At 74.6% G+C, this 22,637-nt stretch carries 19 protein-coding genes; 11 read left to right on the top strand and 8 right to left on the bottom strand.

The window, feature by feature from the left end; all coding sequences use genetic code 11:
• Positions 1 to 59: 59 nt before the first annotated feature.
• The gene (locus K1J57_RS07680; RefSeq protein ID WP_220563762.1) at positions 60 to 821 is read left to right on the top strand and encodes an SDR family NAD(P)-dependent oxidoreductase; all 762 of its coding nucleotides are present in this window, start codon (positions 60 to 62) and stop codon (positions 819 to 821) included.
• A 39-nt stretch (positions 822 to 860) separates the two neighbouring features.
• Here the strand turns inward: K1J57_RS07680 and K1J57_RS07675 are convergent, their stop codons facing one another.
• Positions 861 to 1,103: a hypothetical protein gene (locus tag K1J57_RS07675; RefSeq protein ID WP_220563761.1), complete on the bottom strand. Its 243-nt coding sequence runs from the start codon at positions 1,101 to 1,103 to the stop codon at positions 861 to 863.
• A gap of 410 nt (positions 1,104 to 1,513) precedes the next feature.
• Here K1J57_RS07675 and K1J57_RS07670 point away from each other — a divergent pair, with 410 nt between their 5' ends.
• Both K1J57_RS07670 and K1J57_RS07665 read left to right on the top strand, forming a co-directional pair.
• Entirely contained in the window at positions 1,514 to 3,658 is a 2,145-nt protein-coding gene (locus K1J57_RS07670) for a serine/threonine-protein kinase (RefSeq protein WP_220563760.1), read from the top strand.
• 91 nt (positions 3,659 to 3,749) lie between these two features.
• Positions 3,750 to 4,535: an SDR family NAD(P)-dependent oxidoreductase gene (locus K1J57_RS07665; protein ID WP_255646896.1), complete on the top strand. Its 786-nt coding sequence runs from the start codon at positions 3,750 to 3,752 to the stop codon at positions 4,533 to 4,535.
• 51 nt (positions 4,536 to 4,586) lie between these two features.
• On the opposite strand, the gene K1J57_RS07660 is transcribed toward K1J57_RS07665, so the two are convergent.
• From K1J57_RS07660 to K1J57_RS07650, 3 genes are all read right to left on the bottom strand, one after another.
• Positions 4,587 to 5,336 carry an SDR family NAD(P)-dependent oxidoreductase gene (locus K1J57_RS07660; RefSeq protein ID WP_220563759.1) on the bottom strand — a complete coding sequence of 250 codons (750 nt, stop codon included), beginning with the start codon at positions 5,334 to 5,336 and terminating at the stop codon, positions 4,587 to 4,589.
• A gap of 123 nt (positions 5,337 to 5,459) precedes the next feature.
• Complete coding sequence (locus tag K1J57_RS07655) at positions 5,460 to 6,023, bottom strand: NADAR family protein (RefSeq protein ID WP_220563758.1); 564 nt, start codon at positions 6,021 to 6,023, stop codon at positions 5,460 to 5,462.
• A 61-nt stretch (positions 6,024 to 6,084) separates the two neighbouring features.
• Entirely contained in the window at positions 6,085 to 6,864 is a 780-nt protein-coding gene (locus K1J57_RS07650) for a dioxygenase (RefSeq protein ID WP_255646895.1), read from the bottom strand.
• A gap of 73 nt (positions 6,865 to 6,937) precedes the next feature.
• On the opposite strand from K1J57_RS07650, the gene K1J57_RS07645 reads away from it, so the two are divergent.
• The 4 genes from K1J57_RS07645 to K1J57_RS07630 all read left to right on the top strand — a co-directional run bounded on the left by K1J57_RS07645 (position 6,938) and on the right by K1J57_RS07630 (position 10,361).
• A complete protein-coding gene (locus K1J57_RS07645) occupies positions 6,938 to 7,444 on the top strand; it encodes a MarR family winged helix-turn-helix transcriptional regulator (RefSeq protein ID WP_220563757.1) in 507 nt (168 codons plus the stop codon).
• A 178-nt stretch (positions 7,445 to 7,622) separates the two neighbouring features.
• Positions 7,623 to 8,078: a DoxX family protein gene (locus tag K1J57_RS07640; protein ID WP_220563756.1), complete on the top strand. Its 456-nt coding sequence runs from the start codon at positions 7,623 to 7,625 to the stop codon at positions 8,076 to 8,078.
• A gap of 188 nt (positions 8,079 to 8,266) precedes the next feature.
• On the top strand, positions 8,267 to 8,944 hold the full coding sequence (locus K1J57_RS07635) for a response regulator transcription factor (RefSeq protein WP_220563755.1): 678 nt from the start codon (positions 8,267 to 8,269) through the stop codon (positions 8,942 to 8,944).
• A 1-nt stretch (position 8,945) separates the two neighbouring features.
• Positions 8,946 to 10,361, top strand: a complete 1,416-nt coding sequence (locus K1J57_RS07630; RefSeq protein ID WP_220563754.1) for a HAMP domain-containing sensor histidine kinase — start codon at positions 8,946 to 8,948, stop codon at positions 10,359 to 10,361.
• A gap of 93 nt (positions 10,362 to 10,454) precedes the next feature.
• On the opposite strand, the gene K1J57_RS07625 is transcribed toward K1J57_RS07630, so the two are convergent.
• On the bottom strand, positions 10,455 to 11,399 hold the full coding sequence (locus K1J57_RS07625) for a TAXI family TRAP transporter solute-binding subunit (protein ID WP_220563753.1): 945 nt from the start codon (positions 11,397 to 11,399) through the stop codon (positions 10,455 to 10,457).
• A gap of 199 nt (positions 11,400 to 11,598) precedes the next feature.
• Between K1J57_RS07625 and K1J57_RS07620 the strand changes: the two genes are divergently transcribed.
• The 3 genes from K1J57_RS07620 (at position 11,599) to atzF (ending at position 17,697) form a co-directional block, all read left to right on the top strand.
• Entirely contained in the window at positions 11,599 to 12,324 is a 726-nt protein-coding gene (locus K1J57_RS07620) for a GntR family transcriptional regulator (protein ID WP_220563752.1), read from the top strand.
• Positions 12,325 to 12,394: 70 nt separating this feature from the next.
• Positions 12,395 to 16,000 carry an urea carboxylase gene (uca, locus tag K1J57_RS07615; protein WP_220563751.1) on the top strand — a complete coding sequence of 1,202 codons (3,606 nt, stop codon included), beginning with the start codon at positions 12,395 to 12,397 and terminating at the stop codon, positions 15,998 to 16,000.
• A complete protein-coding gene (atzF, locus tag K1J57_RS07610; RefSeq protein ID WP_220563750.1) occupies positions 16,000 to 17,697 on the top strand; it encodes an allophanate hydrolase in 1,698 nt (565 codons plus the stop codon). Before uca ends, atzF begins: the two co-directional genes overlap by 1 nt.
• A 392-nt stretch (positions 17,698 to 18,089) precedes the next feature.
• Here atzF and K1J57_RS07605 read toward each other — a convergent pair whose 3' ends face one another.
• The 3 genes from K1J57_RS07605 to nhaA all read right to left on the bottom strand — a co-directional run bounded on the left by K1J57_RS07605 (position 18,090) and on the right by nhaA (position 21,496).
• Positions 18,090 to 19,493 (bottom strand): DEAD/DEAH box helicase, encoded by a 1,404-nt coding sequence (locus K1J57_RS07605; RefSeq protein WP_220563749.1) that lies wholly within the window; start codon positions 19,491 to 19,493, stop codon positions 18,090 to 18,092.
• 261 nt (positions 19,494 to 19,754) lie between these two features.
• Complete coding sequence (locus K1J57_RS07600) at positions 19,755 to 19,958, bottom strand: cold-shock protein (RefSeq protein ID WP_220563748.1); 204 nt, start codon at positions 19,956 to 19,958, stop codon at positions 19,755 to 19,757.
• A gap of 263 nt (positions 19,959 to 20,221) precedes the next feature.
• Positions 20,222 to 21,496 carry a Na+/H+ antiporter NhaA gene (gene nhaA, locus K1J57_RS07595; protein ID WP_220563747.1) on the bottom strand — a complete coding sequence of 425 codons (1,275 nt, stop codon included), beginning with the start codon at positions 21,494 to 21,496 and terminating at the stop codon, positions 20,222 to 20,224.
• A 231-nt stretch (positions 21,497 to 21,727) separates the two neighbouring features.
• Here nhaA and K1J57_RS07590 point away from each other — a divergent pair, with 231 nt between their 5' ends.
• Positions 21,728 to 22,618: an alpha/beta fold hydrolase gene (locus K1J57_RS07590; protein ID WP_220563746.1), complete on the top strand. Its 891-nt coding sequence runs from the start codon at positions 21,728 to 21,730 to the stop codon at positions 22,616 to 22,618.
• Positions 22,619 to 22,637 lie beyond the last annotated feature (19 nt).

Genomic DNA, 22,637 nt, shown 5'->3' with positions numbered 1-22,637 from the left:
CGGTACCACGCTGCGCGGTGCCCTTATGCCCGGGCCGCGGGCGGGCGCACGATGGCGGCATGAGCGAGACGAACACGAGGATCGCCCTGGTCACCGGGGCGAACAGGGGTATCGGATTCCAGACCGCGCGTCTGCTGGGGCTGGAGGGCATGACCGTGCTGGTGGGCTCCAGGGACGCCGGGCGCGGTGCCGAGGCGGTGCGCGCGCTGGAGAAGGAGGGGGTGACCGCGCACCCGCTGGAGATCGACGTCACCGACGCGGCCGGCGTCGCGGCGGCCGCGGAGCGGGTGGCGCACGACCACGGGCGGCTCGACGTGCTCGTCAACAACGCGGGCGTGGCCCTGGGCTGGGGCGCGGCCGGGGCGACCGACCTCGCCGCCTTCCGCGAGGTGCTGGAGGTGAACCTGCTGGGCCCGGTGGCGGTGACCGACGCCTTCCTGGGGCTGCTGCGCCGCTCGCCCGCGCCCCGCGTGGTCAACGTGTCCAGCGAGATCGGCTCGATCGGCACGCTGACCGACCCGGAGGGCCCGTTCTTCGGGCTCAGCGGCGGCCTCCCCTACCCGGCCTCCAAGGCGGCCCTGAACATGGCGACCGCCCTGTACGCCAAGGAGTTGGCCGGCGCCGGGGCGAAGGTCAACGCCGCCAACCCCGGGTACTGCGCCACCGACCTCAACGGGCACGCGGGGACCCGCACCGCCGAGCAGGGGGCGCGGGTGGTCCTGCACCTGGCGACCCTGCCCGGGGACGGCCCCAACGGCGTGCTGTGGGGGCACCTGGCAGGCGCGTCCGATCCGGACGCCCACGGGGTCCTGCCCTGGTAGGGGTGTCCCGCGGGGCCCGGGCGACCGGGCCCCACCGGGTCACCAGGCCCGGACGCCGCCGATCGGAGCGGGCAGCCGCTCGTTGAGCCAGGTCCAGGTCCCGTCGTTCTCGGTGAAGCGGCGCTGCACCCGCGCCACGTCGGTCAGCGGGTTGGCGAACACCTCGCGCCAGTTCCCCGCGGTGCGCTCCTCCAGGTAGAGGCTGCGGGCGTCCGTGCGCAGGCGCACCGCCTGCACCGTGTGGGAGGAGCCGTCGCTCAGCTGAATACGGTAATAGGCCATCGGAATTCCCCGATTGTGGTTCGTCCTCGTCGAAAAGGAAGAACGGTGCTTCCCGGAAACGGCGCGACATCGGCCGTATCGGTGATCGGTCTCCCGGAGTCGGCGGGCGCCACGACGGGCGGGCGTCGGCTTGTGCGTGCCGGGACCCGAAGCGCTCCGGGGAACGGGACCAGGGTGCCGGGGGCACCGTACTGTCCGCTTTTCGGACTCTACTCCTCCATGATCCGGCTCGTGGCCGGAAATCGGACAAGGAGGCGGTGAAATCCCCATGATCTTCGGGTGATCCCTTTCTCGATATCGGACTTAAGGGCGTATTGTCTCCAATCGGGTTGAACGACTCGGGGGTCCCGGGCGTCCAACGGGACGGACCCGACCCGACCCGAGCGGGCCACGCCGAACCGAGGACACCCATGCGACAGCCGGCACCCGACCTCACGCCCCTGCGGGCGTCCGACCCCCGCACGATCCCGCCGTTCACCGTGCACGGCAGACTCGGCGCCGGAGGCATGGGGGTGGTCTACGGGGCGACCGGCCCCGACGGCCGGTGGGCGGCGATCAAGGTCGTCCGCGACGAGTTCTCCGGGGAGCCCGAGTTCCGGGCCCGTTTCGCCGCCGAGGTCGAGCTGATGCTGCGGGTGCGTGCGCTGTGCGTCGCACCGGTCCTGGCCCACGACGCCCACGCCGAGCACCCCTGGTACGCGACCGCCTACCTGCCGGGGCCCACGCTGGCCCGGCGGGTGCGCGTCGGCGGCCCCCTGCCCGCCGGGCAGGCCCGGGTGGTGGCCGCGGGCATCGCCGAGGCGGTCGCCGCCATCCACGCGGCCGGGGTCGTCCACCGCGACCTCAAGCCCGCCAACGTCATCCTGGCGCCGGACGGCCCCAAGGTGCTGGACTTCGGGATCGCCCGCGCCGCCGACCTCACCTCGCACACCCGGACCGGCGGCCTCATCGGCTCGCCCGCCTGGATGAGCCCCGAGCGCTACCGCGGCGACAGCGGCCCCGAGGCCGACGTGTTCGCCTGGGGCGCGGTCGCCGCCTACACCGCCACCGGGCGCTCCCCGTTCGGGGAGGGCGGCGCGGAGACCCTGATGTACCGCATCCTCCACGAGGAGCCCGACCTGGACGGACTGCCGGCGGAGCTGGCGGAGCCGGTGCGCCGGGCCCTGGCGAAGGACCCGGCGCTGCGGCCCCGGGCCTCGGAGCTGGTGCACGCCGTGGCGGGAGTACCCCGGGAGCAGGACGACACGACGATCGTCACCGGGCTCATTCGCGCCCACTGGGACCAGGGGGACACCGCGCCCGGCGGACGGCCCACGGGGGCTCCGCCGGGAGCCCCGACCCCGCTGCCGGGGAACGGCCCGTCACCGGCCCCGGGCGGGCCGCCGCCCCACGGACCCGTGCCGCCGGGGGGCCTGCGGCCCGCGGGGGCGGCGCCCCCTCCCCGCCGCAGGCGGGTGTGGCCGCTGGCCCTGGGAGCCGGGGCCCTGGCGGTGACCCTCGTCGGCGGGGTCGGCGTGACCGCCCTACTGCTCGACGGCCTGAGGGGAGTGGAGGGCGACGACGGGACCGGGGACTTCGACGCGGCGGTGGCACCGAGCGCGGAGCCCTCCACGCTGAGCGGGGTGGTCACGGGCAGCGGCTCCACCTTCCTGGGGCCGACCCTGGAGGCATGGGCCGCGCAGTACGGGGAGCGGCAGCCCGGGGCGGAGATCTCCTACCAGCCGGTCGGATCCGGGGCCGGAGCGCAGGAGTTCGTCGACGGAGCCACCGACTTCGGTTCCTCCGAAGCCCCTCTCACCGCCGACCAGGCGGCCGCCGCCGAGGAGGCCCGAGGCTGTCCCGTGGTGCAGTTCCCCGTGCTGACCGGTTCCGTCGCCATCATCCACAACATCGAGGATGGCGAGGAGGTGACGTTGTCGGCGCAGGCGCTGGCCGACATCTTCAGCGGTCGGGTCACAGACTACGGGGACCTGGCCGACAGCGAGTTCACCGGGCCGGACGGCTACTCGGGGCCCATCACCGCCGTCCGCCACGACGACGGCGCCTCCACGGCGCAGGTGTTCGAGCGCTACCTGGAGACGGAGGCGGAGTGGGCCCCCGGCGGCTGGGGCGAGTCCGTGCGGGTCGCGTCCGGGGACGAGGGCGTGGCCGAGATGGTGGCCCAGACGCCGGGGGCCATCGGTTTCGCGAACGTCGCCCGCGCCCAGGAGATGGGCCTGTACGTCGCGTCCCTCTACGGGCCCGAGCAGCAGGTCCTCTTCCCGGAGGGGGAGGCGGCCCGGGCCGCCGCCGAGCAGATCGACCTGACCGGCGGCGACTTCTCCCTGACCGGCCGTGTGACGGGGGACGGCTACCCCATCATGCGGGTCAACCACGTGTTCGCCTACGAGTGCGGCTACGACGACGGGGTGGGAGAGGTCATGCGCGACTTCTGGACCTACTCCCTGGGCCAGGAGGGGGCGGACCTCGCGGAGGGGACCGGCAACCTCCCGCTCCCCCCGGAGGTCGCGGAAGGCGTCCTCGAACGGGTGGCCCTCATCGGATCGTCCTCCTGACGGCGGTCCGGGACCGGAAATCCCCTTGCGCCGCACCGGCGCCCGGGGCAGGGTGCGGAGCGGACCGCCCCCTGGAGAAAGCGACCCCGACATGCCCGCTTCCGACATGCCCGCCCCCGGCACATCCGGCACCGCCCGCACCGCGGTCGTCTCCGGAGGGGGCACCGGTGTCGGCCTGGCCACCGCCCGCGCCCTGGCCGCCCGCGGCTACCGCGTCGGGCTGACCGGCCGCCGCGAGGGCCCCCTGGACGAGGCCGTCGGTGAGCTGCGCTCCCGCTACGGCGACGACGCCGCGCACCGCGCCGCCCTCGACCTGGCCGACCCGGCCGCCGTCGGCGAGCACCTGCCCGCCCTGGCCGAGCGCCTGGGCGGGGTGGACGTCGTCGTCAACAACGCCGGGGGGCTGCGGCCGGCCCCCGACGACACCCTGGCCGGGATCGCGCGGGGCTGGTCGGACGACTGGGCGGCCAACGTCCTCACCGCCGTCCTGTCGACCGAGGCGCTCCTGCCGTACCTGCGCGAGGGCGGCGCCCGGGTCGTCAACGTCGGCTCCATCGCGGCGGTGCGCGGCGGCGGGGGCTCCTACTCCGCCACCAAGGCCGCCCTGCACGGATGGACCTTCGACCTGGCCGCCCGGCTGGGGCCGACCGGGTGCACGGTGAACATCGTGGTGCCCGGCTACATCTCCCGGACCGGGTTCTTCGGCGGGGGGATGACACAGGCCCGGCACGACCGGCTGGTCTCCCAGACCGTCACCGGCCGGGCCGGGCTGCCCGAGGACGTGGCCGAGACGATCGCCTGGCTGGCCTCGCCCGGGGCCGGACACGTCACCGGCCAGGTGATCCAGGTCAACGGCGGCGCCGTCATGGGCCGTTGAACCCGACGCGGGCCTCCCGCACCGCCACGGGGAGGGAGGCCCGCCTCCGGGTCAGGCGTTGATGCCGCCGTCGACGGGGAGCACCGCGCCGGTGATGAACCGGCCGCCCGGCCCCACCAGGTGGGCGACCGTCTCGGCGATCTCCGCGGGACGGGCGAACCGGCCCAGCGGCACCAGGGAGCGGATGCCGTCGGCGTTCGGGCCGTCCGCCGGGTTGGTGTCGGTGTCGGTGGGACCCGGGTCGACCTGGGCGACCGTGATGCCGCGCGGGCCCAGGTCGCGGGCCAGCCCGCGGGTCATGCCGGCCAGCGCCGACTTGCTCAGGGTGTACAGGGTGAGGCCGCCGAAGGGCACCCGGGTCGCCACGTTGCTGCCCACGGTGACGATCCGGCCGTCGCCGTCCATGTGGCGGGCCGCCGCCCGGGACGCCAGGAAGGGCGCCCGGACGTTGACCGCCAGCACCCGGTCGATCTCCTCGACGGTGTGCCCGTCGTGGGGGCCGACGGGGAAGACCGCGGCGTTGTTGACCAGGACGTCCAGCCTCCCGAACTCGGCGGCCGCCCGGTCGACGGCCCCGGTGACGGCGTCGGCGTCGGAGGCGTCGGCCCGCAGGGCCAGTCCGCGCCGCCCGTGCTTCTCGATCAGGGAGACGACCTCGGCGGCGGCCTGTTCGTCGCGTTCGTAGGTGAGGGCGACGTCGAAGCCCGCCTCGGCCAGCCGGACGGCGACCGCGGCCCCGATCCCCCGGCCGCCGCCGGTGACGAGCGCGGCCTCGGCGGTGTGGTGCGTGTTCTCGTTCATGGGAACGATCCTGGCCGCTGCGGGCCCGCGAGTCCGGCGGGAATCGGACGCGTCGTTCCGGCCGTATCCGGGCCCCGGGCCGTGCCGGATCCGACCCGCGCAGACCCGGCTCCGCCACGCGGGTCAGGCCGCGGCGGCCAGCCGGGCGCGGGTCTCCATCAGGGCGAAGCCCAGCAGGTTGTGCCCGCGCCAGAGCGCCGGGTTCTCGGCGTTCTCGTGCGAGGCGGACATCCCGATGCCCCAGATCCGGTCCCGGGGGCTGGCCTCCACCAGCACCCGCCGCCCGGTGCCGAGTAGGAAGTCCCGCAGGTCGGCGTTCTGCCCGAACTTGGCGACACCGCCGTCCACCACGATGCCGAACCGGGCCGCCTCCCAGGCCTCCTGGTCGAACCCGCGGACCTTGCGGCCCAGCACCTTGGCCTCGCGCGGGTGCTTGCAGGCGAGGATCTCCCCGAGGACCTCGTCGTCGCCGAAGAGCCGTGCCTTGCCCGCCATCATGTAGTGCTCGGCGGTGCGGTAGAGGACCCCGTCCACGGTGAAGTCGGCGGGCCACCACTGCGACAGGCAGCTCGCCGAGACCTCGCCGGAGGGGTGGGGGTGGTGGCCCCAGAAGTGCAGGTACTTGATCCGGCCCTGGACCCTGACCAGGTCCGCCACGGAGCGCGCGTTTTCAGGGGTGTCCGACATGGGACGAGTCTCCCGGACACCCCGGACACTCCGCCACGCGTTTTCGGCGTTCCGGCGGGCCCTAGTCGAACTGGAAGGAGCGCTTGGCCAGCCCGTGCCAGAACCCGTCCACGGTCGACGCGGACCCGCGGTGGTCCGCGAGCCCGGCGCCCAGGGCGACGAACAGCGGCGCGAAGTGGTCGCTGCGCGGGTGGGCGATCGCGGCCGCCGGCGCCTTGTGCCCGAAGTCCAGCAGGGCGTCGACGTCGTGGTCGGCCACCGCGCGCTTCACCCAGTCGTCGAACTCCACCGACCAGGCCGGGGCGGTGCCGTGCGCGCTGCGGGACATCTCGCGCAGGTTGTGGGTGGTGAACCCGCTGCCGACGATCAGCACGCCCTCGTCGCGCAGCGGGGCCAGGCGCTCGCCCAGCCCGAGCAGCTCGACGGGGTCCAGGGACGGCATGGAGACCTGGAGCACCGGGATGTCGGCCCCGGGGTACATCTCCTTCAGCGGGACGTAGGCGCCGTGGTCCAGGCCCCGGGCGGGGTCCTGGTGGACCGGGCCGCCGACCAGGCCGCGCACCTTCTCCGCCAGCGCGGGCGCTCCGGGAGCCGTGTACGTGACGTCGTAGTAGCGTTGCGGGAAGCCCCAGAAGTCATAGGTGAGGGGGACCCCGCCGGCGGTCGCGCCGAGGGTGAGCGGGGCGTCCTCCCAGTGCGCGGAGACCACCAGGATCGCGGTGGGGCGGGCGATGCGGCCGGACCAGTCGGCGAGCTGCCGGGTCCATTCGGCGTCGTCGGCGAGCGGCGGTGCTCCGTGGCTGAGGTAGAGGGTCGGCATGCGCGCCGCTGTCGTCTCCATGTCGTCCTTCCGGGGTCGGGCCGGTCGACGACGAGAACAAGGTTGAGAGTTCAAGTATTCCGGGGGTGCAAGGGTGGCCGAAGTCGTGTGGCTGGACGACGGGCAGCAGCGGACCTGGCGGACCTTCCTGGCCGCCGTCCATCTCCTCGACGCCTCCCTGGATCGCCAGCTACGGCGGGACTCCGGTCTCCCGCACACCTACTACCAGGCGCTGGCGATGCTGTCGGAGGCCCCCGAGCGGTCGCTGACCATGACCGAGCTGGCCCGGCTGCTGCGCTCCTCGCCCAGCCGCCTGTCGCACGCCGCCGCCAAGCTGGAGGACGACGGCCTCATCCGCCGCTTCCGCCGCCCCGGCGACCGGCGCACCACGTTCGTGGAGCTCACCGAAAAGGGCGAACGGGTTCTGGAGGCCGCCGCCCCGGGCCACGTGGCCGAGGTGCGCCGGGTCCTGTTCGACGTGCTCGAACCGGAACAGGTCGGACAGTTGCGGGCCATCGCCGAGGCGATGCTCGGCGTCCTGGACCCCGAGGGGGCCGAACCCCGGTACACCGACCCGGGGGGCACCCGGACCCGGAACTGAGCCCCGTTCTGTCAGGGGTTTTGAGCAGGGGGTATCCGAAAGTCCGCGTTCTTTCGCAGGTTGCACTCTATGTGTCCGGCCGACTGCGGGTTACCATCCGACCACCCGGTAAAGACCGCGGTCTCAACGGTGCGACGCGGTACCTCCGGGTGACCCGCTCACAGAACACGGAGTTCCCATGATCCGAGCACCGCATCGGAGATCCATCCTCCCGCCCGCCGTCGGAGACGTCGCCGCCCTCATCGCACGGGTCGCCGTCGGCGTCGTCTTCGTCGCCCACGGCCTCCCCAAGGCCGCCGACCTGGAGGGGACCGCACAGGGCTTCGCCTCCCTGGGCATCCCCTTCCCGGCCTTCTCCGCCCTGCTCGGGGCGGCCATCGAGGTCGGCGGCGGCCTGGCGCTCATCGTCGGCCTCGCCCTGCCCCTGGCGGGGCTGGCCCTGGCGTTCATGATGGCGAACGCCTACTACTTCGCCCACCTGGGCGACCCCCTCGTCGGCGGCTACGAGTTCCTGCTGGTCCTGGGCGCGACCTCGCTCGCCCTGGGCTTCGCGGGCGGACGCTACTCCCTCGACAGCCTCCTCCCCTGGGGCCGTCGCGGGCGATCCCGTGCCGCCGAGGCGGTCACCGCCTGACCGAAGGGTGACCGGGACGCGCTCCCGGTGACCGGGCCGTCCGTGGCCGGAGACGGACGGCTCGGGATCGCGCACCACGGTGTTCCCCAGCGCACTCGCGCACCGCAGGGAACACTTTTCTCATTTCCGGGGTCCGTGAGCCCCAGGTCCCCGGATCCGCGGCGCGGCCGCTCCGGCCGCTGCTTAACATGCTGGACATGCGCATTCTCGTGGTGGAGGACGACGACCGGGTCGCCCGCGGGCTGGTGACGGCACTGCGGTCGGCCTCCTTCGAGGTCCAGCGGGTCGCCACCGCGGAGCGGGCGCTGGCGGCGCCGCCCGCCGACGTGGTCCTGCTCGACCTGGGGCTGCCCGACGCCGACGGGATCGACCTGCTGCGGCGGCTGCGCGAGCGTCCGCAGACGGCGATCATCGCCGTCACGGCCCGGGCCGAGGAACGCGACCGGGTGCGCGGGCTGCGGGCCGGGGCCGACGACTACGTCGTCAAGCCCTTCGGGGTGGCCGAGCTGCTGGCCCGCATCGACGCGGTGCTGCGGCGCACCCGCAGCGCCCGCTCCGAGGTGGAGCCCGAGGAGCCGCCGGTCACCGTCGGGTCCCTCACCCTGGACGCCGCCTCGCGCACGGCCGCCGTCGGCGGCGAACCGGTGCGGCTCGCCCGCAAGGAGTTCGACCTGCTCCTGCTGCTGGCCTCCCGGTCGCCCTCGGTGGTGGCCCGCGACCAGATCCTCGACCAGGTGTGGGGCACCGCCTGGGAGACGTCCTCGCGCACCCTCGACACCCACATCGCCTCGCTGCGCGCCAAGGTGGGCCACGCGGTGCGGATACGCACCGTCCGCGGGGTCGGCTACCTGCTCGACGAGGCCTGACGTGCTGCGGCGCCTGCTCCTCATCCTGGTGCCGACCGCGTTCGTGCTGGTCGCCGCGGTCCTCGTCCCGTTGGGCACGGTCGTGGCGGGGCAGCTCACCCAGGAGATGTACGTGGACCGGCTCGGCGACGCCGGGCGGTTCACCGCGCTGGCCCGCACCGCGCTCGACACCGGGCGGGTGGACCCGCTGGCCCGGGAGATGGAGCGCTACGAGGAGCTGTACGGGATCCCCGCCGTCGTGGTCGCCCCCGACGGGGCGGTGGTCACCGGGTCGGGCGACCGCGCCCGGATGCGCGAGCTGCTGGACGCCGCGCAGGCCCGGCCCATCGTCACCGCGGCGATGGCGGGGGAGCGGCCCGCGCCGCCGGCCACGGTCTGGCCGTGGAGCGGGGAGCCGCTGGTGGTGGCCGAGCCGATCGGCCGCGACAGCGAGGTGGCGGGCGCGGTCGTGGTCGTGTCGCCCACCGACCGGCTGGGGGCGGAGATCCTCGGTTCGTGGGCGCTGCTCGCGCTGTTCAGCGTGCTGCCGCTGACCCTGCTGGTGTCGGCGGTGGTGCCGCTGTCCCGGTGGGTGCTGCGGCCCATCAACCGGCTCGACGCGGCCACCACCGCGGTCTCCTCCGGCGACCTGGAGGTGCACGTGGACGCCGCGGGCGGGCCGCCGGAGCTGCGCAGGCTCACCGACTCCTTCAACACGATGGTGGGGGTGGTGAGCCGGGCGCTGGACCGCCAGCGCGCGTTCGTCTCGGAGGCCTCGCACCAGCTGCGCAACCCGTTGGCGAGCCTGCGGCTGGCGGTGGAGAACCTGGCGCCGTACCTGGAGTCGGAGGAGGCGCGGGAGGCGCACGCGGTCGCGATCGACGAGACCACGGTGATGCACCGGATGCTGAACTCGCTGCTGGCCGCCACCCGGTTGGAGAGCCTCACCGGCACGGAGCCGGTGGAGGCCGCCGAGGTGCTGCGCAGCCGCGAGGAGCGGTGGCGGGCGCTGGGGGAGGGCCGGGGGATCGCCGTCGAGACGGACGTCCCGGCGGGCCTGTGGGTGCTGGCCCCGGCGGGCGGGCTGGGCAGCATCCTGGACGAGCTGGTCAGCAACGCCCTGAGGCTGTCGGGCGGCACCCGGGTGGTGGTGCGGGCCGACCCGGGCGACCCGGTGCGCCTGCGGGTCCTCGACGACGGGGAGGGGCTGCCGGAGGCGGAGTACGCCCTGGCCCTGGACCGGTTCTGGCGCTCTCCGCGCCACCAGAACACCGAGGGCACCGGGCTCGGCCTGGCCATCGTCGCCGATCTGATGGGGGAGGCGGGCGGGCGGCTGGTCCTGGGCACGGGGCTGCCCGGCACCGGCCGGCGCGGTTTCGGGGTCACCCTGGAACTCCCCGCGGCCGACCCCGCCCCCGACCGCCGGGACGCCGACTAGGGCCCGCCCTTCGAACGCCCTCCGAACGCCCTCCGGTTCCGCCGGAGGGTTCGCGAGGCGCCCGGCGGGTTTCCGGAGGCCGGGGGAGGCGGCTCAGGAGGGCTTGTTCTCCCGGTACCACCGCTCGGCGCCGGGGTGCAGCGGGACCAGGCCCGTGGAGATGCCGGTGCGCACGTTGATCTGGGCGGCCTCGGGCCGCTGGGCGGCCAGCCGGGCCGCTCCCCGGTACACGGTGTCGGTCACCTCGAACACCAGGTCGTCCGGCAGGTCGGAGCGGCACAGCAGCAGGTTGGGCGTGGACATCGTGGGGCAGGCGGGCACCCCGTGGTAGGTGGTCGCGGGGATGGTCGCCTGGAAGTAGGACTCGGGGTAGGCGTCGGCCATGACCCCGGCCGTGCCGCTCAGATCGATGAAGCGGACGTCCCGCTCCCGGGCCAGGCCGGCGATGGCGGGGGTGGGCAGCCCGGTCAGGGAGAACATGGCGTCGATCCCCCCGGAGGCCAGGGCCTCGGCGGAGGCGGCCTGGTCCATCAGCACGGTCTCGGCGGACAGCCCGGTCTCGCGCAGGATCCGTTGGGCGGTGAACTCCGTGCCGGAGTCCTTGGAGCCCACCGACACCCGCAGCCCCGCAAGGTCGTCCAGGCCGCGGATCGCCGACTCCTCGGGCACCACCAGGTGGACGAAGCTGTCGTAGAGGCGGCCGACCGCGCTGAGCACCCCGCCCTCGGAGATCTCCGACTCGTGGTCGAGCGTGGAGTCCAGGCTCGACAGCCCCAGGTGCGCGTTGCCGTCCTCCAGCAGGTACAGGTTGTCGTGCGAGGCGTTGGTGTCCACCGTGACCACCTCGGTGCCGGGCAGCCGCTCCCGCATCAGGACGGCGATCTCGGCGCCGATCTCCCGGAACACGGCGCCGGGCGGGCCGGTGGCGATGACGAGTTCGGGCACGCGCACACCGGACTCGCGCGCGCACCCGGCGAGCACGGCGCCCGCGGCCGCGCCGAGCGCCCCCAGCAGCACACTCCTGCGATCCGGTCCCATGACAGCAGGGTAGGCGGCGCGGCACGGGACCCGCCCCGTCGCCCCGGGCGCCCGGGGCGGGGTCGCGCCCGGGCCGGACCCGCGCCCGGGCCGCTCCGGCGGGAGCCGAAACACGGCGAAACACAGCCGGGCACCGGGAAACACAGGCTTCACCGACGGACAGGACCGCCGAAACACGCCGTTCCTAGCGTCTGGGGCCATGGACACACCGCTGTATACACGCCCGGCCGGGCCCGCCGCCGACCCGGCCGGCTCCCGCCGGGACCGGGTCTACGCCCTGCTGCGGGAAGAGGTCCTCAGCGGCCGCATCGCCCCGCACACCCGGCTGGGCGAGGTGCGCCTGGCCGAGCGCTTCGGGGTGTCGCGCACGCCGGTCCGCGAGGCCCTGGCCCGGCTGTACTCCGACGGCCTGGTCGAGCGGCGTGAGAACGGCTTCCACATCACCGTCCCCGACCTCGCCGAACTGCGCGACCTCTACGAACTGCGGGTCACCCTCGAACTGCGCGGCATCGCCCGCGCCATCGAGGACCCCGCCCTGCGGCACGACCCCGCGATCCTCCGCGCCCAGCGCGAACGCTGGGAGGCCATCGGGGCCGACCCGCCCGTACCGGACGCCTCCTTCGTGCTGCTGGACGAGGACTTCCACACCGACCTCTCCCGGGCCTGCGGCAACCGGGCCCTCACCGACTCCCTGGTCTCGGTCAACCGGCGCATCCGCCGGGTGCGCATGTACGACTTCCTCACCGAGGACCGGATCGCCTCCACCATCACCGAGCACCTCGCCATCGTCGGCCACCTCCTCGACGGCGAACCGGACGCCGCCTACCGCGCCCTCCACGAGCACGTGGGGGGCTCCATGGAGGTCGTCCTGGAGCGCGCCCGGCGCGCCCTCACGCAGATGGCCCTGCACTCCGGCGCGTTCTGACCCCGCCCGCACAGGGCGCCCACCCGGCGCCGCCGACCGGCCCACCGAACCCGGACCAAGGAGAGCCAGCGTGTTCGATTCCGTGCTCGTCGCCAACCGCGGCGAGATCGCCTGCCGCATCATCCGATCCGCCCGTGCCCTGGGGCTGCGCACCGTCGCCGTGTACTCCGACGCCGACGCCGGCGCCGCGCACACCCGGCTGGCCGACGAGGCGGTCCGCCTGGGGCCCGCCCCGGCCGCCCGGAGCTACCTCGACGCCGAACGCGTCCTGAGGGCGGCCGCCGACACCGGGGCCGGGGCGATCCACCCCGGCTACGGGTTCCTGTCCGAGAACGCCGCCTTCGCCCGCGCGGTGGAGGAGGCGGGCCTGGTCTTCGTCGGCCCGTCCCCGGACCACCTGGAGCGGTTCGGCGACAAGCACACCGCCCGCAAGGCCGCCGCCGCGGCCGGACTGCCCATGGTCGCGGGCAGCGACACCCTGCCCGACGCCGACGCCGCGGTGGCCGCCGCCGAACGGATCGGCTACCCGGTCATCCTCAAGGCCACCTCCGGGGGCGGCGGCATCGGCCTGCGGCCGTGCGACGACGAGGCCGGGCTGCGCGCCGCCTTCGAGCAGGTGGAGCGGACGGCCCGCACCCACTTCGGCGGGGGCGGGGTGTTCCTGGAGCGCTTCGTCTCCCGGGCCCGGCACATCGAGGTCCAGGTGTTCGGGGACGGGCACGGCCGCGTGGTCACCCTGGGGGACCGCGACTGCACCCTCCAGCGCCGCAACCAGAAGGTCGTGGAGGAGGCGCCCGCCCCGGGCCTGACCGACCGCGTCCGCGACGAGCTGCACCGCACCGCCCGCGAACTGTGCGCGGGGGTGTCCTACCGCAGCGCCGGGACCGTGGAGTTCGTCTACGACGTCGACCGCGGCGAGGCGTCCTTCCTGGAGGTCAACACCCGGCTCCAGGTGGAGCACCCGATCACCGAGGAGATCACCGGCGTCGACCTGGTGGCGTGGATGCTGCGCCAGGCCCGCGGCGAGGACGTGCTCGCCGGCGTCCCCGACGAGGGCCCGGTCCGCACCGGGCACGCCGTCGAGGCGCGCGTGTACGCGGAGGACCCCGCCCACGACTTCCGTCCCAGCCCGGGCCTGCTCACGCGGGTGGAGTTCCCCGAGGGCGTCCGCGTGGACGGCTGGGCCGCCACCGGGCGCCGGGTGACCGGCGACTACGACCCGCTGCTGGCCAAGGTCATCGTGCGCGGCGGTGACCGGCGGCAGGCCTGGGACCGGCTGGCCGCCGCCCTGGCGGACACCCGCGTGGACGGGGTCCAGACCAACCTGGGGCTGCTGCGCGCCCTGGCCGCCCACCCGGACGTGCGCGCGGTCGGCCACACCACCGCGACCTGCGCGGGGGTGGGCGACCCCGAGCCGCGGATCGAGGTGGAGCGCGCCGGGACCCTCACCACCGTCCAGGACTTCCCCGGCCGCACCGGCTACTGGCAGGTGGGCGTCCCCCCGTCGGGCGCCATGGACGACCTCGCCCTGCGGCTGGGCAACCGCGCCCTGGGCAACCCCGAGGGCGCGCCCGGCCTGGAGTGCACCATCGAGGGCCCGGCCCTGCGGTTCTCGCACGCCGCCACCGTCTGCGTCACGGGCGCCCCCGCCGAGGTCACCGTGGACGGGGTCCCGGCCGCCCAGTGGGAGCCGGTGGAGGTCCCGGCGGGCGGCCTGCTCGACGTCGGCCCCGCCCGCGGCCCGGGCATGCGCACCTACGTGCTGGTGCGCGGCGGCCTGGACGTGCCCGAGTACCTGGGCAGCGCCTCCACGTTCACGACCGGCGGCTACGGCGGCCACAGCGGCCGCGCGCTCCTGCCGGGCGACGTGCTGCGCCCCGCGCCGGTCGCGGAGGGGGCCCCGGAACCCGCCCCCGTCCCCGCGGCGGAGCGGCCCGCCCCGCCCGTCCCCACCGAGGGCGGGGCGCACTGGGACATCGAGGTGTCCGAGGGGCCGCACGCCGCCCCCGAGTTCCTCACCCGGGAGGGCATGGACGCGTTCTACGCCACCGCCTGGCGGGTCCACCCCCAGTCGGCGCGCAACGGCGTGCGCCTGTCCGGCCCCAAGCAGGGCTGGGCCCGGCTGGACGGCGGCGAGGCGGGCCTGCACCCCTCCAACGTGCACGACACCGCCTACTCCGTCGGCGCCGTCAACCTGTCCGGCGACACCCCGGTGCTGCTCGGACCGGACGGCCCCAGCCTGGGCGGGTTCGTGTGCCCGGTCACCGTGGTCTCCGGCTCCCGGTGGAAGGTCGGCCAGCTCCGCCCCGGCGACACCGTCCGGTTCCACCCGGTCACCGAGGCCGCCGCCGAGCGCCTGCACACCGAGCCCGCCGCGGCGCCGCTGCTGCGCGGTGGCGGCGGCGACGGCGACGACGGCGTCCTGGGCCGCGTCCCCGCCGGGGCGGACTCCCCGGAGGTCGTCTACCGGCGCGGCGGGCACGACAACATCCTCGTCGAGTACGGGCCGATGGCCCTCGACCTGGGGCTGCGCATGCGCGTCCACGCCCTGATGACCGCCCTGGAGGAGGCGGGGACCGAGGGGATCGTCGACATCACCCCGGGCGTGCGCTCCCTGCACCTGCACACCGACCCCGAGCGCCTGCCGCTGCGCACCCTGCTGGGCCTGCTGCGGGAGGTCGAGCGGGACCTGCCGTCCGCCGCCGACCTGAGGGTGCCCAGCCGCACCCTGAACCTGCCGCTGTCCTTCGACGACCCGTCCATCCACGAGGCCATCGCCCGCTACGGCACCGCCGTGCGCGACGACGCCCCCTGGAACCCCGACAACATCGAGTTCATCCGCCGCATCAACGGCCTGGACTCGGTCGACCGGGTGCGCGACATCGTCTTCGACGCCTCCTACCTGGTGCTCGGCCTGGGCGACGTCTACCTGGGCGCACCCGCGGCCACCCCGCTGGACCCCCGCCACCGGCTGGTCACCACCAAGTACAACCCGGCCCGCACCTGGACCCCCGAGGCCGGGGTCGGCATCGGCGGCGCCTACCTGTGCGTGTACGGCATGGAGAGCCCCGGCGGCTACCAGCTGATCGGCCGCACCGTCCCCATCTGGTCGGGGCTGGGCCAGTACGGGCCGTTCGAGCCGGGCGTGCCCTGGCTGCTGCGGTTCTTCGACCGGATCCGGTGGTACCCGGTCGGCCACGAGGAGCTGCTGGACCTGCGGGCCGACCTGCTCGCCGGGAGCCACGGGCTCGAGATCGAGGACGGGGAGTTCGTCCTCGCCGACCACGAGCGCTTCCTGGCCGACAACGCCGGCTCCATCGCCGCCTTCCGGGCCCGCCAGGCCGCCGCGTTCGAGGCCGAGCGCCTGGCCTGGGAGGCGTCCGGGGAGTTCGACGACCGACCCGAACCCGAGCCGGTCGCCCCCCTGGCGCTGGAGACGCCGCCGGGCGCCGCCGTGGTGGAGGCGCCGCTGGCCGCCTCCGTGTGGAAGGTGGACGTCCGGCCGGGCGACACCGTCGAGGAGGGCCAGCCGGTCGTCCGCCTGGAGGCGATGAAGCTGGAGGTCGTGGTGCGCGCGCCCAGAGCGGGAACGATCTCCGACATCCTCGTCACCCCGGGCCAGCACCTCGACCCGGGGAGCGCCCTGGCCGTCATCACGCAAGGAGAGACCGCCTGATGCACCGACCCACCGACCGTGTCCGCGCCGCCTACCGGCGGATCGCCGAGGCCGACCGCCCCGAGGTCTGGATCTCCCTGCGCCCCGAACCCGAGGTGCTGGCCGACGCCGCGCTCCTGGAGGAGCGGCTGGCGGCGGGGGAGGACCTCCCGCTGGCCGGGCTGCTGCTGGCGGTCAAGGACAACATCGACGCGGCGGGGCTGCCCACCACAGCGGCCCACCCGGGGTTCGCGTACACACCGCAGGAGAGCGCGCCCGCGGTGCGGAGGCTGGCCGGGGCCGGGGCCCTGGTCCTGGGCAAGACCAACCTCGACCAGTTCGCCACCGGCCTGGTGGGCACCCGCAGCCCCTACGGCGCGGTGCGCGGGGCCGCCGACCCGGAGCGGATCTCGGGCGGCTCCAGCTCGGGTTCGGCGGTGGCGGTCGCCCTGGGGATCGCGGACCTCGCCCTGGGCACGGACACCGCCGGCTCGGGGCGGGTGCCCGCCGCCCTCAACGGCATCGTCGGGATCAAGCCCACCCTGGGCCTGGTCCCGGCCTCGGGGGTGGTCCCGGCGGCCCGGCCCTACGACTGCGTCACCGTGTTCGCCCGCGACCTGGGCACCGCCCGGGCGGCGGTGGCGGTGATGTCGTCCCCGGCGGAGGACGACCCCTACTCCCGGCCGGTGCCCGCCGACGTGCGCCTGGCCCCGCGCGGGGCGGGCCGGGTGGCGGTGCCGTCCCCGGAGGGCCTGGAACCGCTGTCGGAGGCGGAGCGGGAGGCCTTCGCGGCGGCCGCGGCCGTACTGGAGAAGACCGGCGCGGAGGTCGCCGAGGTGGACGTCGCCCCGCTGCTGGAGGCGGCCCGGCTGCTCTACGACGGCGCGCTGGTCGCCGAGCGGTACGCGGCCGTCGGGGACTTCCTCAGGGCGCACCCGGAGGGAGCCGACCCCACCGTGGCGGGCATCATCCTGGCCGCGGAGGACCTCCCCGCGCACCGGCTGGCGGCGGACCAGCAGCGCCTGGCCGCCTACCGGGCGACGGCGGCGGGGATCCTCGACGGGTCCGACGCCCTGCTGCTGCCGACCACGGTCGGGCACCCCACCCTGGCGGAGGTGGCCGCGGACCCGGTGGGGGTGAACTCCCGGCTGGGCACCTACACCAACTTCGTCAACCTGCTGGACCTGGCGGCGGTCGCGGTCCCGGCCGGGGAGGCGGAGGGCCGCCCGTTCGGGGTGAGCCTCATCGCCCGGGCGTTCGAGGACCAGGTGGCCCTGGACCTGGCCGGAGCGCTCACCGGGCAGGACCCGGGGGAGCTGCACCCGGGCGCGGGCGTGGAACTGGCGGTGTTCGGCGCCCACCTGCGCGGACAGCCGCTGCACCACCAGCTCACCGGGGCGGGCGCCCGGTTCGTGGAGGCCACCGCGACCGCGCCGGAGTACCGGATGGTCGCCCTGCCCACGACCCCGCCCAAGCCGGGGCTGCAACGGGTCGCCTCCGGCGGGACCGCGGTGGCCTGCGAGGTGTGGAAGCTGTCCCCGGCGGCGCTGGGGGCCTTCCTGGCGGCGCTGCCCGCGCCGATGGCCCTGGGCGCGGTCACCCTCGCCGACGGGCGCACGGTGGTGGGGTTCGGCTGCGAGGCGGTCGCGGCCGAGGGGGCGCGGGACATCAGCGGGTACGGCGGCTGGCGCGCCTACCTGGAGGCGTCCCGGGACTGAGGCGGGGGCGGCGCCGCGCGCGGTCCCCGCGGGCCGGGCCGGTGCTCCCCGCCCCGGCCGCCGAGAGGGGCCGGGCGGACGCGGAGCCGTTCCCACCGCCCCCTCCGGGCCGGACCCGGAGCGGTCCCCGGGCACGGAACGGGCCCTGGGCACGGGACGGCTCTGGACACGGGACGGTCCTCGGACATGGGACGGGACCTGGACACGGGACGGCCTCCGAACACGGAACGCCCCTGGACACGGGACGACCCCTGGGCACGGAACGGCCTCCGAACACGGGACGGTCCCCGGACATGGGACGACCCCCGGGCACGGAACGGCCCCGGATACGGAACGGCTCCGGACACGGAACGGGCCCCGCGACGAGGTCGCGGGGCCCGTTCGGGTCACGGTCAGCGGCGCGGGCGGCGCCGCCCGCGCGGGGCCCGGTCGCGCCGCGGCTCGCGGGGCTCCGGGGACCGCACCGTGACCGGGACGCCCGAGGGCTCGCGGGCCCCGGTCACCTCGGCCAGGTCGGCGGCGTTCGCGCCCCCGCCCAGGGTGCGCGGCTCGATCCGCGCCCGGCCCATCAGCCGGGTCATGTCGCGGCGCTGGCCGGGCAGCACGAGCGTGACCACGTTGCCCCGCTCCCCGGCCCGGGCGGTGCGCCCGCCCCGGTGCAGGTAGTCCTTGTGGTCGGTGGGCGGGTCGATGTTGACCACCAGGTCCAGGCCGTCCACGTGGATGCCGCGCGCCGCGACGTTGGTCGCGATCAGCGCGGTGACGTCGCCCCGCTTGAACTGGTCGAGGGTGCGCGTCCGCTGCGGCTGGCTGCGGCCGCCGTGCAGGGGCGCGGCCAGGATCCCGTTGGCCAGCAGGTGGTCGGCCATCCGGTCCACCGCGCGCTTGGTGTCCAGGAACATGATCACCCGGCCCTCGCGGGCGGCGATCCTGGTCACGACGTCCTTCTTCTCCGTGGGCGACACGTGCACGACGTGGTGCTCCATGGTGGAGACGGCGCCCTCGGACAGGTCGACCGAGTGGACCACCGGGTCGTTCAGGAAGCGGCGGACCAGGGTATCGACGTTGCGGTCCAGGGTGGCGGAGAACAGCATGCGCCGCCCGTCGGCCGGGACCTCCTGGAGGATGGCGGTGACCTGCGGCATGAAGCCCATGTCGGTCATCTGGTCGGCCTCGTCCAGGACCGCCGACTCCACCTTGTCCAGCACGCAGTCGCCGCGCTCCATCAGGTCGCGCAGCCGCCCCGGGGTGGCGACGACCAGGTGGACGCCCTGGCGCAGGGCGCGGGCCTGGCGGTGGATCGGCATGCCGCCCACGACGATGGCCGAGCGCACCCCCACCGAACGCGCGTAGGGGTCCAGGGAGTCGGCGACCTGCTGGGCCAGCTCCCGGGTCGGGGCCAGGACGACCGCCAGGGGGCGCCGGGGCTCGGCGGTGCGCCCGTCCAGGCCGGCGAGCAGGGCCAGGCCGAAGGCCAGGGTCTTGCCGGACCCGGTCCGGCTCCGGCCCAGGACGTCGCGTCCGGCCAGGGAGTCGGGCAGGGTCGCCGCCTGGATCTCGGACGGGGTGGTCAGGCCCTGCTTGGCCAGGGTCCGCTTCAGGGCCGCGGGCATGTCCAGGGCCTCGAAGGACTCCGCCGGCGGCAGCGCCGGGGTGACGGTGACGGGGAGGGCGAACTCCCCGGAGGGCCCGCCGCCGCCGGTGCGGGGGCGGGCGGCGGCGCGGGGGCGCTGCCGGCCGTACCCCCGGGCGGGGCGGCTGCGGGTGTTCGTACCGGTGCGGTACGGATGACTCATGTGTGGCCTTTCGCCGACGGCGTTCGCCGGGCGGGAGGCCTTGCGGCCTCGCAGGGGGAAACCGGGGTACGCCGGATGAATGAGACTGCCGAATGAAAACAGTGGGCGCTCGTCCGGCGGATGTGCCGGGGCGCGGGGCCGGTCGGGGCACGATGCCCGGAGAGCCGGCCGGAGAAAACCTGGGAAAAAGAAGAGCGACGGGGTCCGGCGCCCGAAGGGCGGACCCCGTCGCTGGAGGAGCTCGCGCTCCTGAGGATCAGACTAGATCAGGGTGATGTTCTCGGCCTGGGGGCCCTTGGCCCCGGCGACGGCGTCGAACTGCACGGCCTGGCCCTCGGCCAGCTCGCGGAAGCCCGTGGCCTGGATGTTCGAGTAGTGGGCGAAGACGTCGGGGCCGCCGCCGTCCTGCTCGATGAAGCCGAAGCCCTTTTCGGAGTTGAACCACTTGACCGTACCGGTCGCCATATGGATGCCTCTCGTTCGAAGAAATGAAGAAAACCGCGTGTGACGATTTTCCCGTCACCGCGGTGATCTCCCGAGAGATGACTCCATCGGGGGTTCACGACTGCAACTTCCTAGAACGTAGCACACGGAAATCACCCTGTCCCGGTGATTCCGGTGTGTCACATGGCACCGCCGGATGTGGTATCGGAACCGTCGGAAATGTGTTGGGCCCCGGCGGAGGACCGCCGGAGCCCGGACACGGTGGGACGTCCCGCCCCGGGGCCTCAGCCCCGGTCGCCGCGCTCCTGCTCGGCCAGGGCGTCCATCCTGCCCTTGTAGTGCCGCGACCGCGCCCCCAGGATGACCGCCGCCAGCGCGGTGGCGATCAGCGAGGCGGCCAGCACACCGGTCTTGGCGTGCGCCAGGTGCTCGGGGGAGCCCGCGAAGGTCAGTTCGCTGATCAGCAGCGACACGGTGAACCCGATCCCGGCCAGCTGGGACATGCCGACGATGTCGATCCACTTCAGGCTCGGGTTCAGTTCGGCCCGGGTCACCTTGGTGGTGATCCACGAGCCGCCCGCGATGCCGACGGTCTTGCCGACGACCAGGCCCAGGATGATGCCGAGGGAGGCCGGGTCGCTGACGATCGCGCCCATCCCGTCGATGACCACGCCGGCGGAGAAGAACGCGAAGATCGGCAGGGCCAGGCCCGCCGACCAGGGCCGCAGGATCTGCTCCACGCCGTGGCTGGGGTCGTGCGCCTCACCGGGCAGCGCCTTGGTGCGCATCAGCAGGCCCATGGCCACACCGGCGATGGTGGCGTGGACGCCGCTCTCGTGCATCAGCACCCAGATCAGCACCGCCAGCGGCACGTACACCACCCAGTTGGGCAGCCGCGAGGCGTTCAGCGCGGCGGCCAGGCCCTTGCCGCGCTGGAGGTACCCGAAGACCACCAGGCCGACCAGGGCGGCGGCCAGCATGAGCAGGTCGATGCCCGAGGTGTAGAACACCGCGATCACGATGATGGCGCCCAGGTCGTCGACGATCGCCAGGGTCAGCAGGAAGGTCCGCAGCGCGGGCGGCAGGTGCCGGCCGATCACCGCGAGGATGGCCACCGCGAAGGCGATGTCGGTGGCCATCGGGATGCCCCACCCGTGGAGGGTGTCCGGGGAGGAGAAGTTGATCGCCGCGTAGATCGCGGCGGGCACGAGCATGCCGCAGACCGCTGCGATGATCGGCAGCATGGCGCGGCGCGGGTTGCGCAGCTCGCCGTTCACGAACTCCTGCTTGAGCTCGTTGCCCACGACGAAGAAGAAGACGGCGAGCAGGGCGTCCGCCGCCCAGGTCTCCAACGAGAGGTTCAGGTGCAGGGACTCGGGTCCCACGGTCACCGATCGCAGGTTCTCGTAGACCCCGCCGAAGGGCGAGTTGATCCAGATGATCGCGACCAGCGCCGCACCGATCAGGAGGAAGCCCCCGACGGTGTCGCTGCGCAGTGCTTCGGCGAGTCGTGCGAGGGGCGTCCGGGACGTGGAGTGTGCCAGCGGGTCGATGCTCATAGGCGGCTTTCTGGAGTCGGCTGTCGGACCGCCGACCAGTCTTCCCGGCACACCTAGGACCAACGGTTCACGCCCCGTGCTCTGTGGGGACGATGGGAAAGTCCGATGCAGAGCATATACGCCCGTTTTTCATGAACGGTGTCCGGGGCGTCATGTACGCTTGTCGGCCGGTGTGCCGGGAAGACTGGTCGGCGGTGGCACAACTCTTATCCGGAAACGAGCAGGTGTCCGATGCCCGACACACACCTCCACGGTACGCACGTCTACCGCTCCGAGACCGGCGCCCGCGAGATCCGGACCTGGTGCGAGGAGCGGCTCGCCTCCTGGCCCGCGCTCACCGCGCTGCCCCCGCTCGGCACCGGCCTGGGCACCACCCGCGCCTTCACCGCCCCGGGCGGGGACGCCCCGCCGGTCGTCTTCCTCGGCGGCACCAACTTCAACTCCGCGACCTCGGTGGACCTGGCCAGGGTCCTGGCCCGCGACCGCGCGGTCACCCTGGTCGACCTGCCCGGGCAGCCCGGCCTCAGCGAGGGGCTGCGCCCCCGCTCGGGCCGGGCGTCCGCCTACGGCGCCTGGTTCGACGAGATCCTGCCGATGCTCACCGGCCGCCCGGCGACCGTGCTCGCCCACTCGCTGGGCGCCGCCGTGGCGCTTTCCGCCAGACCCTCCGAGCTGGTCCGCGCCGTCGTGATGGTCGGCCCGGCGGGCCTGACGGCGGCGCCGGTGAACTCGGACCTGATGCGGGTCACCCTGCCGTGGATGATCGGGCCGCGCGACGACAAGAGCACCCGCCTGCTCGACTACATGAGCGGGCCCGGGTACACGTCCAGGGCGCGGGGGACGGCGGTGCACCCGCTGGCGCCGTGGATGACCCTGGTCGGACGCCACTGCCGGACCAGCCTGGCCCCGGGGCCGCTGCCGATGGAGTGCCTGCGCCCCTGGGAGGACACCCCGGTGGTCGTGGCCACCGGTTCCGAGGACGCCTTCTACTCGCCCGCCCGCCTGCACGGTCCCGCCCGTCGGCTGCTGGACTCCGAGGTCACCGTGCTGGAGGGGGCGGGGCACCTGGCCCCCTACGAGGTCCCCGAGGAGATCGCCGGACTCGTGCGCTCCCTGGACTGAGCGCGCCGCCGCCCCGGGT

The organism is Nocardiopsis sp. MT53 (genome assembly GCF_019598965.1).
GTDB lineage: Bacteria > Actinomycetota > Actinomycetes > Streptosporangiales > Streptosporangiaceae > Nocardiopsis > Nocardiopsis changdeensis.
The sequence above is the reverse complement of the archived record's forward strand: the minus strand, read 5'-3'. Positions and strand labels throughout refer to the sequence as shown.

What these genes read in the sequence shown, in the direction of transcription:
- K1J57_RS07680 (WP_220563762.1), top strand. Translation starts at nt 60, where the DNA reads ATGAGCGAGACGAACACGAGGATCGCCCTGGTCACCGGGGCGAACAGG.
- K1J57_RS07675 (WP_220563761.1), bottom strand. Translation starts at nt 1,103, where the DNA reads ATGGCCTATTACCGTATTCAGCTGAGCGACGGCTCCTCCCACACGGTG.
- K1J57_RS07670 (WP_220563760.1), top strand. Translation starts at nt 1,514, where the DNA reads ATGCGACAGCCGGCACCCGACCTCACGCCCCTGCGGGCGTCCGACCCC.
- K1J57_RS07665 (WP_255646896.1), top strand. Translation starts at nt 3,750, where the DNA reads ATGCCCGCTTCCGACATGCCCGCCCCCGGCACATCCGGCACCGCCCGC.
- K1J57_RS07660 (WP_220563759.1), bottom strand. Translation starts at nt 5,336, where the DNA reads ATGAACGAGAACACGCACCACACCGCCGAGGCCGCGCTCGTCACCGGC.
- K1J57_RS07655 (WP_220563758.1), bottom strand. Translation starts at nt 6,023, where the DNA reads ATGTCGGACACCCCTGAAAACGCGCGCTCCGTGGCGGACCTGGTCAGG.
- K1J57_RS07650 (WP_255646895.1), bottom strand. Translation starts at nt 6,864, where the DNA reads ATGGAGACGACAGCGGCGCGCATGCCGACCCTCTACCTCAGCCACGGA.
- K1J57_RS07640 (WP_220563756.1), top strand. Translation starts at nt 7,623, where the DNA reads ATGATCCGAGCACCGCATCGGAGATCCATCCTCCCGCCCGCCGTCGGA.
- K1J57_RS07635 (WP_220563755.1), top strand. Translation starts at nt 8,267, where the DNA reads ATGCTGGACATGCGCATTCTCGTGGTGGAGGACGACGACCGGGTCGCC.
- K1J57_RS07625 (WP_220563753.1), bottom strand. Translation starts at nt 11,399, where the DNA reads ATGGGACCGGATCGCAGGAGTGTGCTGCTGGGGGCGCTCGGCGCGGCC.
- K1J57_RS07620 (WP_220563752.1), top strand. Translation starts at nt 11,599, where the DNA reads ATGGACACACCGCTGTATACACGCCCGGCCGGGCCCGCCGCCGACCCG.
- atzF (WP_220563750.1), top strand. Translation starts at nt 16,000, where the DNA reads ATGCACCGACCCACCGACCGTGTCCGCGCCGCCTACCGGCGGATCGCC.
- K1J57_RS07605 (WP_220563749.1), bottom strand. Translation starts at nt 19,493, where the DNA reads ATGAGTCATCCGTACCGCACCGGTACGAACACCCGCAGCCGCCCCGCC.
- K1J57_RS07600 (WP_220563748.1), bottom strand. Translation starts at nt 19,958, where the DNA reads ATGGCGACCGGTACGGTCAAGTGGTTCAACTCCGAAAAGGGCTTCGGC.
- nhaA (WP_220563747.1), bottom strand. Translation starts at nt 21,496, where the DNA reads ATGAGCATCGACCCGCTGGCACACTCCACGTCCCGGACGCCCCTCGCA.
- K1J57_RS07590 (WP_220563746.1), top strand. Translation starts at nt 21,728, where the DNA reads ATGCCCGACACACACCTCCACGGTACGCACGTCTACCGCTCCGAGACC.